At 73.1% G+C, this 13,469-nt stretch carries 15 protein-coding genes; 6 read left to right on the top strand and 9 right to left on the bottom strand.

The window, feature by feature from the left end; genetic code table 11:
• Nucleotides 1-7: 7 nt before the first annotated feature.
• Nucleotides 8-793 carry a TetR/AcrR family transcriptional regulator gene (locus IF12_RS0115840; protein WP_081913644.1) on the top strand — a complete coding sequence of 262 codons (786 nt, stop codon included), beginning with the start codon at nt 8-10 and terminating at the stop codon, nt 791-793.
• A 66-nt stretch (nt 794-859) separates the two neighbouring features.
• On the top strand, nt 860-1,480 hold the full coding sequence (locus tag IF12_RS0115835; RefSeq protein WP_030160021.1) for a VOC family protein: 621 nt from the start codon (nt 860-862) through the stop codon (nt 1,478-1,480).
• A gap of 8 nt (nt 1,481-1,488) precedes the next feature.
• Here IF12_RS0115835 and IF12_RS0115830 read toward each other — a convergent pair whose 3' ends face one another.
• The 3 genes from IF12_RS0115830 to IF12_RS0115820 all read right to left on the bottom strand — a co-directional run bounded on the left by IF12_RS0115830 (nt 1,489) and on the right by IF12_RS0115820 (nt 4,212).
• Entirely contained in the window at nt 1,489-2,463 is a 975-nt protein-coding gene (locus tag IF12_RS0115830) for an intradiol ring-cleavage dioxygenase (RefSeq protein WP_030160017.1), read from the bottom strand.
• 101 nt (nt 2,464-2,564) lie between these two features.
• On the bottom strand, nt 2,565-3,410 hold the full coding sequence (locus IF12_RS0115825) for a bifunctional 2-polyprenyl-6-hydroxyphenol methylase/3-demethylubiquinol 3-O-methyltransferase UbiG (protein ID WP_030160015.1): 846 nt from the start codon (nt 3,408-3,410) through the stop codon (nt 2,565-2,567).
• Between the two features lie 127 nt (nt 3,411-3,537).
• Nucleotides 3,538-4,212, bottom strand: a complete 675-nt coding sequence (locus IF12_RS0115820) for a GNAT family N-acetyltransferase (protein ID WP_051704459.1) — start codon at nt 4,210-4,212, stop codon at nt 3,538-3,540.
• A gap of 110 nt (nt 4,213-4,322) precedes the next feature.
• Here IF12_RS0115820 and IF12_RS0115815 point away from each other — a divergent pair, with 110 nt between their 5' ends.
• On the top strand, nt 4,323-4,907 hold the full coding sequence (locus tag IF12_RS0115815) for a DNA-3-methyladenine glycosylase I (protein WP_369807729.1): 585 nt from the start codon (nt 4,323-4,325) through the stop codon (nt 4,905-4,907).
• Nucleotides 4,908-4,916: 9 nt separating this feature from the next.
• On the opposite strand, the gene IF12_RS0115810 is transcribed toward IF12_RS0115815, so the two are convergent.
• The gene (locus IF12_RS0115810) at nt 4,917-5,942 is read right to left on the bottom strand and encodes a LacI family DNA-binding transcriptional regulator (protein WP_030160009.1); all 1,026 of its coding nucleotides are present in this window, start codon (nt 5,940-5,942) and stop codon (nt 4,917-4,919) included.
• A gap of 285 nt (nt 5,943-6,227) precedes the next feature.
• Between IF12_RS0115810 and IF12_RS0115805 the strand changes: the two genes are divergently transcribed.
• Both IF12_RS0115805 and IF12_RS0115800 read left to right on the top strand, forming a co-directional pair.
• A complete protein-coding gene (locus IF12_RS0115805; protein ID WP_030160007.1) occupies nt 6,228-8,105 on the top strand; it encodes a glycoside hydrolase family 127 protein in 1,878 nt (625 codons plus the stop codon).
• A gap of 134 nt (nt 8,106-8,239) precedes the next feature.
• Nucleotides 8,240-9,028, top strand: a complete 789-nt coding sequence (locus tag IF12_RS0115800) for an inositol monophosphatase family protein (RefSeq protein ID WP_030160005.1) — start codon at nt 8,240-8,242, stop codon at nt 9,026-9,028.
• Here the strand turns inward: IF12_RS0115800 and IF12_RS0115795 are convergent, their stop codons facing one another.
• Nucleotides 9,029-9,412 carry a helix-turn-helix domain-containing protein gene (locus tag IF12_RS0115795; protein ID WP_030160003.1) on the bottom strand — a complete coding sequence of 128 codons (384 nt, stop codon included), beginning with the start codon at nt 9,410-9,412 and terminating at the stop codon, nt 9,029-9,031. It lies immediately after the preceding gene.
• A 222-nt stretch (nt 9,413-9,634) separates the two neighbouring features.
• Here IF12_RS0115795 and IF12_RS0115790 point away from each other — a divergent pair, with 222 nt between their 5' ends.
• A complete protein-coding gene (locus tag IF12_RS0115790) occupies nt 9,635-11,083 on the top strand; it encodes a DHA2 family efflux MFS transporter permease subunit (protein ID WP_030160001.1) in 1,449 nt (482 codons plus the stop codon).
• A gap of 41 nt (nt 11,084-11,124) precedes the next feature.
• Here the strand turns inward: IF12_RS0115790 and IF12_RS0115785 are convergent, their stop codons facing one another.
• The 4 genes from IF12_RS0115785 to IF12_RS0115770 all read right to left on the bottom strand — a co-directional run bounded on the left by IF12_RS0115785 (nt 11,125) and on the right by IF12_RS0115770 (nt 13,384).
• Nucleotides 11,125-11,667 (bottom strand): RNA 2'-phosphotransferase, encoded by a 543-nt coding sequence (locus tag IF12_RS0115785; RefSeq protein WP_030160000.1) that lies wholly within the window; start codon nt 11,665-11,667, stop codon nt 11,125-11,127.
• Between the two features lie 26 nt (nt 11,668-11,693).
• The gene (locus tag IF12_RS0115780; RefSeq protein WP_030159997.1) at nt 11,694-12,134 is read right to left on the bottom strand and encodes a hypothetical protein; all 441 of its coding nucleotides are present in this window, start codon (nt 12,132-12,134) and stop codon (nt 11,694-11,696) included.
• 58 nt (nt 12,135-12,192) lie between these two features.
• The gene (locus tag IF12_RS0115775) at nt 12,193-12,573 is read right to left on the bottom strand and encodes a DUF1304 domain-containing protein (RefSeq protein ID WP_030159995.1); all 381 of its coding nucleotides are present in this window, start codon (nt 12,571-12,573) and stop codon (nt 12,193-12,195) included.
• 124 nt (nt 12,574-12,697) lie between these two features.
• Nucleotides 12,698-13,384, bottom strand: coding sequence for a haloacid dehalogenase type II (locus IF12_RS0115770; RefSeq protein WP_030159993.1), 687 nt, complete (start codon nt 13,382-13,384; stop codon nt 12,698-12,700).
• Nucleotides 13,385-13,469: the final 85 nt, after the last annotated feature.

The following is a 13,469-nucleotide window of genomic DNA, read 5'->3' as shown; positions in this document are numbered from 1 at the left end:
TAATGGTGTGGAGCGACGAGCCGGCCTGCGCGAGCGGAAGAAGAACGCGACCTGGGAGCTGCTGAAGGCGACCTCCTTGGAGCTGTTCACCGAGCGCGGCTACGACAACGTCTCCGTCGCCGAGGTGGCGGCGGTCGCCGAGGTCTCGAAGGCGACCGTCTTCAACTACTTCCCGACCAAGGAGGACCTCGTCATCGGCGGCATGCGGCACCACACCGGCGACGCCGCCCGGGTCGTGCGCGAGCGCCGCCGCGGGCAGACCCCGCACGCGGCCCTCCGGGAGCACTACCTCCACCTGCTCGAACGCGGCGCGCCGCAGACCGGGCTCAGCGACAACCCCATGTTCCTCAAGGTGCAGGGCCTGCTGGCGTCCACGCCCTCGCTGATGGTGAGCGCCATGGACTACCGGCGCCGCTCGGCCGTCGAACTCGCCGAGGGCCTCATCGAGGAGGGCAACCCCGCGCTGACCGCGCGGCTGGTCGCCTCGCAGCTGATGCACACCCAGTACATCCTCGTGGAGGTCAACGTGCACCGGGTGCTCTCCGGCGACCCGATCGAGGAGATCCGCGCCGCCGCCGTGACCGCCGCCGAGCACGCCTTCGGGCTGCTGGAGAACGGCATCGGCGACCTCATGCGCCGCGAGGGCGACCCGCCCGCCGACGCCGCGTTCACCGCCGACGGCTGCCGCGTCGACTACACGCCCGGCGAGACCGAGGCGCGCGAAGCGGCCGAGCGGGTGCTCGCCGAACCGACCGACGAGATGCTCAAGGCCCTCACCGACCCGCCCCGCTGAACCTCTCCGCGCCGATTCGAGCGACAGCCGTTACGGCTGTGGCGCAGCGTGACTAAACTGCGGCCCATGTCCTCACTCGACCATCTCGTCCTCGCCACCCCCGACCTCGCCGGCACCGTGGCCGAGGTCGCCCGCCTCACCGGGACCCGACCGGTTCCCGGCGGCGCCCACCCCGCGCTCGGCACCCGGAACTTCCTCCTCGGCCTCGGCGACGGCGCCTACCTCGAGATCGTCGGCCCCGACCCCGAGCAGGGCGAGCCGGAGGGCCCGCGCCCCTTCGGGATCGACGCGCTCGGCGAGGCCCGGCTGGTGACCTGGGCGGTCAGGGTCGAGGACGTCGACGCCGCGGTGGCCGCGGCCCGCGCCGCCGGATACGACCCGGGCGACCCGTGGGAGCTGTCGCGCCAGACCCCGGCGGGGGACCGCCTCACCTGGCGGCTCACGCTCGACCGCGGGCAGGGCCGCACCGGCCTCGTCCCGTTCCTCATCGACTGGGGCGCCACACCGCACCCGTCCGCGGGGCTGCCGGTCGTGCCGTTCGTCGGCCTCGAAGCGGTCCACCCCGACCCGGAGCGGATCGAGACGCCCCTGGAGGCGATCGGCGCGAAGCTCCCGCTCAAGGCCGGGAACCGCGCCTCACTCGCGGCCACGCTCTTCGGCGAGACCGGCCTGGTCGTCCTGCACTGACGGTCGGGTCAGCCCTCGGAGTCGCCGGGGGAGCCCATGTCCGACGGCGGCTCGCCGCCGCCACCGGGACCGCCGTCCCCGCCCGGCCCGCCCGCACCAGGACCGCCGTCACCGGAGGGCGCCTGACCGCCGCCTCCGGCCTCGGTCGTGGTGTCGACGCCGACCGGGAGCGACACGGTGTAGCCGCCGGCGACGTCCCCGGACACCGCAGCGAGCTGCGATTCGCCGCCGTCGTCGCCGAAGACGTTGTCCGAGTCCAGCGACACCCGCGCGAAGTTCTCGGCGGACCGCTCGTAGCCGCTCTCGGCGTACACCGTGTCGCACACGTCCTGCGGCAGCGCCACCTGCGAGGTCGCGATCGCGTTGGCGCTGTCGGCGATGGACGCCTCGTCGGGGTACACCTCGAAGTGGATGTGGGGCCAGCGGCCGTCGTAGCAGGCCGGGAAGACGCTCGTGAAGGACACGAGCCCGTCGGCGTCGGCGATCTGCACGCCGCGCAGGTAGTTCTCCTCCTCCAGGCCCTCGGCGTACATCGAGTACTCGCCGTCGCGGTCGCAGTGCCACACGTACACGGCCACGCCCTCGAAGCGGGCGTTGCCGTTCGCCAGGTCGTAGACCGTGAGCTCGAGCGTCATCGGCACCCCCTCGGCCGTGGCGGTGCCCGTCCCGAAGCTCGACCGGATGTCGCTGCGCACGACCCCGCTCTGCTCCAGCACGTCCGCGCCGTTCGAGCCGTCGCCCGGATACGGCCCCGCGGTCTCCTCCGGGATCTCCGCGAGGTCCCCTGAATCCGCCGCGTCGCCGGCACCGCTCTCGTCGGCATTGCACGCGGCCAGTCCGGCCACCGCCGCGCCCGCCCCCGCGGCGAGCACGCCCCGCCGGCTCAGCAGCGTCCCGATGTCGAAGCGCAGCCCCTGATCGACCAGCTCCTCCTCGGGCCGGTCGTACGGACGGCCCTCATATGTCGGCCTCTTCCATCCCATGCGCACCACAGTCCCCTCTTGTCGGTCGAGTTCCGATTGTTCGGCCGAATCTCAAGGCCGGACTGTGAGCATCGTCAGAGGACCATGGGAAAACCGGGACCTCAGGCCGGGCGCGTCGCCTTCAGCGAGTACATCAGCGGCGCCCTCGGCGCGCCCTCGGGCTGGCGATACCCCTCCTCGTCCTTGACGAGCGTGCCGAACTGCTGGAACAGGGTCCAGTCGAACTCGTGCAGGAACTCGAGGCGCAGGCCGTTCGCGGCCAGCGCCGTCACCACCTCGCCGATCGGGTGGATTCGCAGGTAGTTGAGGTTGTTGACGGTGTCCGCGTCGCCGTCGACGTAGGTCCCCGGCTCGTCGTAGACCTGGACGGTGCCGCCGAGGTAGTCGCGGTCGAAGCGGTTCCCGGTGTCCCAGTCGAGCGCGTCGGACACCGGGTGGAACTCCGCGAGGTACAGGAACCCGCCGGGCGCGACCAGCGAGGACGCCACTTCGGCCCAGCGCTCGATGTCGGGCAGCCAGCACAGCGCGCCCAGGCCGGTGTAGACGATGTCGTAGTCGGCCTCGGGCAGGGCCGCCTTCGCGTCGTAGACGTCGGCGGCGACGAACTCGGCCTCGGCGGCGGTGAAGCCGAGGTCGGCCGCGAGGCCGCGGGCGACCTCGACCGCCGGTTCGGAGAAGTCCAATCCGACCACGCGGGACGTGCCGCGCCGCGCCCACGACAGGGTGTCCTGCCCCATGTGGCACTGGAGGTGCACCAGGCGCTTGCCGGTCACGTCCCCGACCTCGGCGACCTCGAACGCGTTGAGGCGGTCGGCGCCGGCGCGGAAGCCCGCCTGGTCGTAGAACTCGCTGGCGGCGTGGATGGGCACGCGCTCGTCCCACATCGCCCGGTTGGCCGCGATCCAGGCGGCGTCCTTCGGTTCGGGCTGCGGCGTCGCTTCGGACATGGCTCGTCCTCTCGTGCGGTGGTCCGGGATCGGCGCGATCGCGCCGAAAGGAGGAGGCCCCGGCGGAGCGCGCAGGGGCCGCGCGGTCCACCCTCGCAGTGCGCCCCGAAGCCGGCAACCGGTTTATTCAGGCGCGTTCGCTGCGCGCCCCGGGGAAGTCGCTCACCCGGGTCCAGCCGAGGTGCTCGTACAGCGCCCGGCCCTCGTCGGTGCCGACCAGGAGGCCCCAGGTCATGCCGAGCGCGGCGGCGTGGCCCGAGAGGGCCCGCATGAGGGTCAAGCCGAGGCCGCGGCGCCGGTGGGCGGGGGCGGTGACGACCTTGTCGAAGACGCCGAACTCGCCCGAGCGCCCGAGCCGCGCCGAGGCGGCCAGGTCGCCGTTGCGGTGGAAGGCCCTCGCGACGGTGAGCGCGCCCTCGGTCTCGATGGCGAGCCGGTACCCGTCCGGGACGCGGTAGGCGGTGGGGGCGAAACCGGCGGTCATGAGGTGCCCGGCCTCGTCCATGGTCCAACTCGCGGGCACCGCCTCGCGCAGCAGCGCGGCGGGCCCGGCGATCATGATCTGGCGGCCCGGCTCGGAGTGGCGCTCGGCGGCGGCCGCGAGGCTCTCGGCCGTGCAGGTGTGGAAGACCTGGCGGACCTCGGTGCTCGGCGGGCCGACCGCGACCTCGAACCCGCCGGGCACCGGGACGGGCGGGGCGGTGATCCGCGAGACGGCCCGGCCGCGGCCCCAGGCCATGACGAGCTCGGCGAGGGCATGATCGGCGGTGGTTTGGTCGTCAGCGGCTCGGTCGTTCGACATCCTCGCATCCTATTGCAAGATACTGGCAACAAGCTGCTCGGATTCGGCGCCTCGCGGGGAATGTCGGTGGCGGCGCGTAGGCTCGGACCGTTCGTGGCGAGGTACGGGAGGTGGCCGTGAGCGATGCCGTGACGTCCGGTGAGGACGGTCTGGCGCGGTGCCCTTGGGGCGTGGAACCGGAGGTCTACCGGGAGTACCACGACCAGGAGTGGGGGCGGCCGATCCGCAGGGACGACGACGCCCTGTTCGAGCGCATCAGCCTGGAGGCCTTCCAATCGGGCCTGTCGTGGCTGATCATCCTGCGCAAGCGGGAGGGCTTCCGCAGGGCCTTCGCGGACTTCAAGATCGCCGCGGTCGCCGAGTACACAGAGAAGGACGCCGAACGGCTCCTGGCCGACACCGGGATCGTGCGCAACCGCGCCAAGATCGCCGCCACCATCGCCAACGCCAAGGCCGCCAGGGAACTCGACGGCTCCCTGAGCGACCTGATCTGGTCCTTCGCGCCCGAACGGCGGCAGCGCCCGAAGCGGAACGCCGACATCGCGGCGGTGACCCCGGAGTCCACCGCCCTGTCCAAGGCCCTCAAGAAGCGCGGGTTCCGGTTCGTCGGGCCGACCACCGCCTACGCGATGATGCAGGCGATTGGCATGGTCGACGACCACCTCGCCGACTGCCACGTCCCCGAGGCCCCGTAGCGGCCCGCTTCAGGCGTCGGGCGCGGTCGAGCCCCGCACGACCACGCGGCACTGCACCGTGTGCAGGCCCTGCCCGTGCTCGGCGTCGATCGCCTCGAACAGGGCCCTGGCCGCGGCCCGGCCCAGCTCCTCAAGGTTCATGTCCACGCTCGTCAGGTGCGGGCGGGCCCCGGAGGTCATGACCTCCCAGTTGTCGAAGCCCATGACCGCCACGTCCTCGGGGACGCGGCGGCCGCGTTCGCGCAGCGTGTCGAGTACCCCCCGGGCCACCTGGTCGGAACCGCAGAGCACCGCGTCGACCTCGGGTTCGCGATCGAGGAGCATGGCCGCTGCCGCGCGGCCCCAGCCCTCCTGCCAAGTGCCGTAGGCGACCTCGCCGACCAGGGCGAGCCCGGCCTCGGCGAGGGCCGCCAGTGCGCCCGTCGCCCGGTCGCGCGCGGCGCTGAAGTCCCGGTCGCCGCTGATGTGCGCGATCCTGGTGCGCCCGCAGGCGATGAGGTGCTCCACGGCCATGCGGCCGGCCCCGACGTTGTCGGGCGCGATGGAGCGGTCCTCGGGGTCTTCGGAAGGGGCGTAGGCGTACACGACCGGCACGTCCACCTCGTCGGCCAGTGGCGGGCGCGGGTCGGTCGAGGAGCCGACCACGATGAGCCCGTCCACGCGGCGGCCGAGAAGCGCCCGCACGTGGTGGCTCTCGCGGATCGCGTCGCCGCGGGCGTCGCACAGGAACACCGACATCCGCCCCGCGCCGAAGGCGTCCTCGGCGCCCATGAGGATCGGGAGGCTGAAGCGGCCCAGGTCCGAGGCCAGGAGCCCGACGGTGCCGGTGCGGCCGGCGAGGAGGCCCCGCGCGAGCGGGTTGGGGGAGAAGGACAGCTGCGCGGCCGCTTCGACGACCCGCTCGCGGGTGCGGACGTGCACGTGGTCGCGGCCGTTGAGGGCCTTCGAAGCGGTGGCGACTGAAACGCCCGCCAACCTGGCCACATCGGCGAGCGTGGCGGCGCGGGTGCCGCGCGAGGCCGGCGTTCGGGCCACGTCCGTCCTCCTTCCGCCGGAGCTCCCGGCGCATCGCGCCCTGGGGGCGGTTTCGGCGGGAGACCGCCCGACTCTATCGGACCGGCGCGGACCGTGCCGCACCGGCTTTCGACCGGACCGCCCCAGCGCCATGTCCCCGCCCGGTTCCGGGGTGACCGCCGCATTGACAGCGCGGCCTTGCGACCCCTAGCATCGTGGACGGCACAGGTTCCGAAAAGGTTTTCGGATATTTTCGGACTCCCGGCCGCACCCCGTCCGAGGATCCACGTCAGGAGCGACCAGACGATGAGCGAGTCCACACCCGTCCTGCCCTCCACCGGCCGGCTGCGCCCACTGGGCCTCGACGAGGTGCGCCTCACCGGCGGCTACTGGGGCGCCCGGCAGGAGGTCAACGCCGAGGCCACCATCGGGCACTGCCTCCACTGGCTCGAGACGCTCGGCTGGATCGCCAACTTCGACAAGGCCGCCGCCGGAGCGCCCTTCGAACGGGCCGGCCGCGAGTTCTCCGACTCGGAGATCTACAAGCTCGCCGAGGCCATGGCCTGGGAGATCGGCCGCAGCGGCTCACCTGAACTGGAGGAGCGCTTCGCCCGTCTCACCGAGCGGATCGCCGCCGCCCAGCGGCCCGACGGCTACCTCAGCACCATGTTCGGCAACCCCGGGCAGCGCGAGCGCTACTCCGACCTCGAATGGGGCCACGAGCTGTACTGCTACGGGCACCTCCTCCAGGCCGCCGTCGCCCGCCTGCGCACCCGCGGCGAGGACGGGTTCACCGCCGTCGCCCGCCGCGTGGCCGACCACGTGTGCGAGGTCTTCGGGCCCGGCGGCGACGAGCGGATCTGCGGCCACGCCGAGATCGAGACGGCGCTGGCCGAGTTCGCGCGCGCCACCGGCGAGTCGCGGTACCTGGAGCAGGCGCGGCTCTTCATCGAGCGCCACGGGCACGGCACGCTCGCCGACGCCGGGTACTACTACCAGGACGACGCGCCGGTGCGCGAGGCCGCGGTGCTCCGCGGCCACGCCGTCCGCGCCCTCTACCTCTCCTCGGGCGCGGTCGACGTCGCGGTGGACACTGGCGATGCCGAACTGCTGCAAGCGGTCCGGCGCCAATGGGACGCCACCGTGCACCGCCGCACCCACCTGACCGGCGGCATGGGCTCGCAGTACGCCGATGAGGCCTTCGGCGCGGACTTCGCGCTCTCACCCGACCGCGCGTACGCCGAGTCCTGCGCCGGGGTCGGCGCGGTCATGACCGCCTGGCGCCTGCTGCTGGCCACCGGCGAGAGCGCCTACGCCGACGCCGTCGAACGCGTCGCCTGGAACGTCCTCGCGGGCGCGGTCGCCCCGGACGGGAAGTCGTTCTTCTACGCCAACCCGCTGCACCAGCGCACCGCCGACGCCGACCCGCCCGCCGACGAGGCCCTGCCGCACGCCAGGGCCGGAGGGCGGCGCGTCCCGTGGTTCGACGTCTCGTGCTGCCCGACCAACCTCGCCCGGACCTTCGCCGCCTTCGCGTCCTATGTGGCCACCTCCGACGACGAAGGCGTCCAGATCCACCAGTACACGCCCTGCACGATCGACACCTCGGTGGACGGGGCCCGCTTCGCGCTCACCGTCGCCACCGCCTACCCCGACGAGGGCGCGGTCCGCGTCCGCGTCGAGGCCAACGAGGGCGGCGAGCGGACCCTGACCCTCCGCGTCCCGCCGTGGGCCGAGGGCGCGCGGCTCACCGACGCCTCCGGCGCGGCCCGCGAGGTCCCCGCGGGACAGGCGGCGTCGGTCACCGCATCGTTCGCCGCGGGCGACGAGATCCGCCTCGATCTCCCGATCGCCGCGCGCTGGACGCACCCGGACCCGCGCGTGGACGCCGTGCGCGGTTGCGCCGCGGTCGAACGCGGCCCCGTCGTGCTGTGCGCCGAGTCGGTCGACCTGCCCGGCGGGGCCGATGTCGCCGATCTCACTGTGGACGCCTCGATTGCCCCGATCGAACGCGACGGGCGCGTCCGCGTCGCCGCGCGGCTGCACGACCGACCCGACGCCTGGCCCTACGGACCGGCCGCCGCCGACACCGCGGGCGAGGAGGCCGAGGTACCGCTCGTGCCGTTCCACCTGCGCGCCACCAGAGACCCGGCCACGATGCGGGTGTGGCTGCCGCGGATCTGAGCATCGGCCGGCCGCGGCGCGGGCCGCGCCGTGACCGGTCCTGAGAATCGCACTGGGAGTCCAAGGGGCGCATGGTCTTGCACCTCTAGGATGAGGTCCGTCGGGTGGGTTAGACGGAGACGAGGAACCGAATAATGGACGATCTGCTGGATTACCTGGGCACGGCCGAGCGGGCGGTCGAAGCGGCGGTGGCGGTCGTCCGCAGCGGGATCGGGCGCGAGCGCTCCATCAGCGGCAAAGGCGACCGGGACTTCGCCACCGACCTCGACTACGCTGTCGAGGACCAGATCCGCGCCTTCCTCGCCGAGGAGACCCCCGGTATCCCGCTGCTGGGGGAGGAGCGGGGCCGCACCGGCGACACCGACTCGCACTACGAATGGGTGCTCGACCCCATCGACGGCACGATCAACTTCGCCCACCGCTCCCCGCTGTTCGGGATCTCGCTCGCGCTCACGCGCAGCGGGATGCCCGTGGTCGGCGTCGTCCAGGCCCCCATGGCCGAGGAGCGCTTCAGCGCCGCCCTCGGCCACGGCGCGGCCCTGAACAAGCAGTCGCTGAAGACCACCGGGCCCGCCGAGCTGTCCTCGGCCGTGGTCGCCTTGGCGGACTTCCCGTTCGGACCCGACGCCGAGCGGCGCACGCAGCGCCGCTTCGCGCTGCTCCAGCGCCTGGTCCCCAAGGTCCAGCGCATCAGGATGCTCGGCACCGCCGCGCTCGACCTGTGCTGGCTCGCGTCGGGCCGTGTGGACGCGGTCCTGCACGACCGCATCAACCTCTGGGACGTCGCGGCGGGCACCGTCATCGCCCGCGAGGCCGGGGCCCTGGTCACCGACCTCGACGGCGTCGACTACGGCTCGGGCGCCATGTCCGTGCTCGCCGCCGGCCCGCAGGTCCACCGGGCGCTCCTGGCCGAACTCGGCTGATCAGGCCGCCAGTGCCTCGTCGTAGGCCCGGCGGGCCTCGATGATGTCGGGCCGGTGGCGCTCGGCCCAGTCGAGCAGCCCCGTCAGGTGCCCGTAGAGCTCCCGGGCGCTCTCGGTCGCGCTGTACTCGACCTTCGGCGGGACGGTCGCGTAGACGGTCCGGTCGAGGAGGCCGTCGCGTTCGAGGTTGCGCAGCGTCAGGGTCAGCATCCGGCGGCTGACGCCGGGGATGCTGCGCTCCAGCTCGGTGTAGCGCACCGGGCCCCTGGTCGCCGCGACCAGGATCGACACCGCCCACTTGCCCGCGACGCGGTCGATGATCTGCACGATCGGGCAGGCCTCGGCCTGCACGTCGGACTGGGGCTCGTCGCAGTCGTCGCTCATGGGTCCGCCGCCTCCTCTCGGGCGCCACGACCGTGGCGCGCCGCTGTGGTGATGCAAGTCGCATTCGGGGTTCGGGCCGGATGACCTGGACGGGAACATCCGTGTCCCCTCTGGCACATCAAAGTGCCTTCTTACGGATTCCCCAATTGGAACACAAGATGGCCTCAGGAACAAAACGTTCCCCGAACGCTTCGGCGATCACCGTTCCGAGAGGGAGCCCCGATGTCCACCGAACCCGCCCGCAGCCTCAGATCCCGCTGGCTCGCGGTGATCGCGCTGTCCGCCGCCCAGGTCATGATCGTCCTCGACCAGAACATCGTCACCATCGCCCTGCCCGCCATCCGCGAGGACCTCGCCTTCAGCCAGGCGAACCTGGTCTGGACCGTCAACGCCTACGTGATCCCCTTCGGCGGCCTGCTGCTCTTCGCCGGCCGGCTCGGCGACCTCGTCGGCCGCAAACGGGTCTTCCTCGCAGGCCTCGCCCTGTTCACCGCCGCCTCGGTGGCGGCCGCGCTCGCCGACGGCCAGGCCTTCCTGCTGGCCGCCCGCTTCGTGCAGGGCGTCGGCGGGGCCGTCACGGCCGCCGGGCTGCTCGGCATGATCGTCACGATCTTCCCCGAGCCGAGGCACCGGGTGAAGGCCATCGGGCTCTACAGCTTCGCCTCCGCCGGCGGCGGCGCGGCCGGCAGCGTCGTCGGCGGCGTGCTCACCGAGACCTTCGGCTGGGAGTCGGTGTTCTACGTGAACCTCCCGCTGGGCCTCGTCGTCGGGGCGCTCGCCTGGAGGCTCCTGCCCGCCGAGCGCGGCGCGGGCCTGCGGGCCGGGGTCGACCTCCTCGGCGCGGCCCTGGTGACCGCCGGTCTCATGCTCGCGGTGTACACCCTCGTCGAGACCGACCGGTACGGCCTGGCCTCGGCGCGCACGCTCGTCTTCGGCGTCCTCGCGGTCGCGCTCCTAGCCGGTTTCGCGCTGCGCCAGGCCAGGGCCGCCGCGCCGCTGATCCCGCCGCGTCTCCTCCGCTCCCGCAACGTCACCGGGGCGAACCTGGCCCAGGCCCTGATGGTCGGCGCGGCGTTCGGGTTCATGTTCTTCACCGTCCTGTACCTCCAGCAGGTCCTCGGCTTCACGCCGCTGGAGGCGGGCCTGGCGTTCCTGCCCGCGCCGATCGTGATCGCGGTCGTCTCGATGGCGCTGGCCCCCAGGCTCATCACCCGCTTCGGGACGCGCCCGCTGGTGCTCACCGGCCTCGCGGTGATGGTCGCGGGCTTCGTCCTGTTCGCCCAGATGCGCGCCGACGGGAACTACCTGGCGGACGTGCTGCCGGGCATGGTGACCGCGCCGCTCGGCTTCGGCATCGCGATCCCGGCGCTCATGACGCTCGGCATGGCCGACGCCGCGCCCGAGGACGCCGGGGTCACCTCGGGGCTGTTCAACACCTCGCAGCAGGTCGGCGGCGCCATCGGACTGGCGGTGATCAGCACCGCGGTCGCGGCGCGCACGACGGCGCTCGCGGAGGGCGGCGCGTCGCGGGCCGAGGCGCTCACGGGCGGTTTCCGGCTCGGCTACGGCGTCGCGGCCGGACTCGCGGCGGCGGCGCTGGTCGTCGCGTTCACGGTGATCAGGGCCCGCAAGGCGCCCGAGGCCGAGCCGGTGCCGGCCGCGATCGGCTAGGGCGGTCGGCGCCTCGGGCCGCTTCGGCCCGAGGCGTTCGCTCATCCGGGGAACATGATCGCCCAGGCGGGGACGTGTCCGGTCAGCCAGACGCCGTTCTCGGAGCGGCGGAACCGCAGCCCCTGCTCGGCCATGCGGGCCGCGTCGATCGCGAGCACCACGGGCTTCCCGCGCCGGGACCCGACGCGGATCGCCGTCTCGCGGTCGGGGGAGAGGTGCACGTCGTGGCGCGCCATCGGCTTGAGGCCCTCTTCGCGGATCGCGTCGAGGAACCGGCCGGTCGTGCCGTGGAAGAGGACCGCGGGCGGGTCGAGCGGCTCCAGGCCGAGGTCGACCTCGACCGTGTGGCCCTGGTTGGCGCGGATCCGGCCCTCGCGCAGCGCGAACCGGCGCTTGTCGTTCTCGGCCACGACCCGCTCCAGGTCGGCGGCGTCGACGGCGAACCCGTGCGCGGCGCACGCCGCGAGCAGGACCTCGACGTCGACCCAGCCGCCGGCGTCGAGCGTGATGCCGATCCGGCCGGGGTCGTGGCGCAGGTGGCGCGAGAGGAACTTCGAGACCTTCTTGAGGCGCTGCTCGTCCACGGCGAACTCCGCTGCGGCGCCCGCGCCTACTGCTGCGGGGCCTGTTGCTGCTGCTCGTGCTGCTGCCGGGCGGCGAGCAGGTGGAGGAGGCGCTGCACGTCCTCGGGGTTGCAGGCCCTGAGGTTGACCTTGCGCGGGTTGCCGCTCTGGCGCAGCCGCACGACCTTCTCGCCGTCGAACCAGAGCCGCTCGCCCTTCGGCGGGCCGTAGGTCCGCACCCGGTAGCCGAACAGCGCGTGCGCGTGCAGGGCCCCGGTCGCGTACTCGTAGGTGAAGGCGGGCATCCCGAAGGTCATGGCGCCGCCGACGGTGAAGAGGATGCCCGGGACCAGGCCGAAGCCGAACCTGCCGTCGATGAGGGCGATCAGGCCGTTGAGGAGGAACAGCACCCCCGCGACGAGGTACAGCACCGAGTAGAAGGTCTTGTGCCGCAGCTTGAGCACGGTCTCGCCGGGGGCGGGGTACATGGGGGGACTCCAACCGGGGTGGGGATCGAAATTGGCGCTGCCAGCCTATCAGCGCCCGTCACAGTTGGGTCAGGGCGAACGCCAGGGACAGGGCGGGCAGGACGCCCTGTTTGAGTGCCGCGGCGAGCATCGCCCGGTTCGTGCTGATGAGCACGAGGGCGGCGGCGAGCATCGCGGTGCAGGAGAAGACGATGAGCGTCCAGCCCACGGCCGGCGCCCACCGCACCACCGCGACGCCGGCGAGGGCGCCCACGGCGAGGAACAGGTTGTACCAGCCCTGGTTGTACGCCCAGTCCCGGACGGTCCCCACGTCCGCGCTCGCGACCTTGAACACCCACCGGTGGACCTTCGGGTCGGCGAACCGGAGGCTCTCCATCACCCAGATGTACACGTGCACGAGCCCGGCGAGCGCCGCGAGAACTTGAATGACGACCAACATGGTCGCATTGTCCCTAATTCGATGCTTTCGTGAAGCCGTTCGCGGCGGAGCGCCGCGACACGATCGCGGAGGATCCGCTCGCGTCCTAGGGTGCGAACGGCGCTCATGCGGCGGTGCCGCGCGATCAGAACGGTTCGAGCCGCCCTGCGAGGTCGTCGAGGCCGTCCGCGCGCAGATCGAACCCGTCCTGCGGCGCCGGAGGGTCCCCGACCGGGCGGGCGACGTAGGCGGTGCGCATCCCGACCGCCTGCGCGCCCCGGAGATCCCACGCGTGCGCGGCGACCATGAGCAGCCGCTCGGGAGCGACGCCGGCCGCCTCGACCGCGAGCCGGTAGACCTCGGGCGCGGGCTTGTACGTCCCGGCCTCCTCGGCCGACAGCGCCTGGTGCCAGCGCAGTCCGGCGTGCGCGTTGAGCCGCAGCAGCGTCGGGCGGTCGGCGTTCGACAGGCCGATGATCGGGAACCGCTCGGCCAGGCGCGCCAGGCCGGCGACCGTGTCGGGCCAAGGCCGCAGCCGCCGGCCCGCCCCGGCGAGCCGCTCGACCGCACCGTCGCCGATGCCGGCGGCCTCGGCGACGAGGACCGCGGCCTCGCGGTCCAAGGCGGCGCTGGGCGTGAAGGGACGCTCCCCGGCGACGATGCGCTCCTGTTCGTGGGCGATGTGGCGCTGCCAGATCCCGAGCAGCGCCTCCAGGCCCAGGCCGTCCAGGTCCGGCGCCGCCTCCCCGATCGCCGCCCGGATGCCCGCGGGCTCGTCGACCAGCGTGCCCAGCACGTCGAACACCAGCGCCTCGACCACCGGTACCGCCATCGTCGCCTCCCCGTCTCGTCCCCCGGATTCCGCTGCGGCACTGGAGGATCCGCACGCGTCGCCGGGCGCTTCGCGGCCGCCAGCA

Source organism: Glycomyces sp. NRRL B-16210 (assembly GCF_000719515.1).
GTDB lineage: Bacteria > Actinomycetota > Actinomycetes > Mycobacteriales > Micromonosporaceae > Glycomyces.
Note: the sequence above shows the minus strand (reverse complement) of the source record. Positions and strands in the feature narration are given on the sequence as shown.

Coding starts and splice junctions, on each gene's coding strand:
- IF12_RS0115770 (WP_030159993.1), bottom strand. CDS start 13,384: ATGGCGGTACCGGTGGTCGAGGCGCTGGTGTTCGACGTGCTGGGCACG.
- IF12_RS0115825 (WP_030160015.1), bottom strand. CDS start 3,410: ATGTCCGAAGCGACGCCGCAGCCCGAACCGAAGGACGCCGCCTGGATC.
- IF12_RS0115805 (WP_030160007.1), top strand. CDS start 6,228: ATGAGCGAGTCCACACCCGTCCTGCCCTCCACCGGCCGGCTGCGCCCA.
- IF12_RS0115790 (WP_030160001.1), top strand. CDS start 9,635: ATGTCCACCGAACCCGCCCGCAGCCTCAGATCCCGCTGGCTCGCGGTG.
- IF12_RS0115800 (WP_030160005.1), top strand. CDS start 8,240: ATGGACGATCTGCTGGATTACCTGGGCACGGCCGAGCGGGCGGTCGAA.
- IF12_RS0115830 (WP_030160017.1), bottom strand. CDS start 2,463: ATGGGATGGAAGAGGCCGACATATGAGGGCCGTCCGTACGACCGGCCC.
- IF12_RS0115775 (WP_030159995.1), bottom strand. CDS start 12,573: ATGTTGGTCGTCATTCAAGTTCTCGCGGCGCTCGCCGGGCTCGTGCAC.
- IF12_RS0115835 (WP_030160021.1), top strand. CDS start 860: ATGTCCTCACTCGACCATCTCGTCCTCGCCACCCCCGACCTCGCCGGC.
- IF12_RS0115795 (WP_030160003.1), bottom strand. CDS start 9,412: ATGAGCGACGACTGCGACGAGCCCCAGTCCGACGTGCAGGCCGAGGCC.
- IF12_RS0115780 (WP_030159997.1), bottom strand. CDS start 12,134: ATGTACCCCGCCCCCGGCGAGACCGTGCTCAAGCTGCGGCACAAGACC.
- IF12_RS0115820 (WP_051704459.1), bottom strand. CDS start 4,212: ATGTCGAACGACCGAGCCGCTGACGACCAAACCACCGCCGATCATGCC.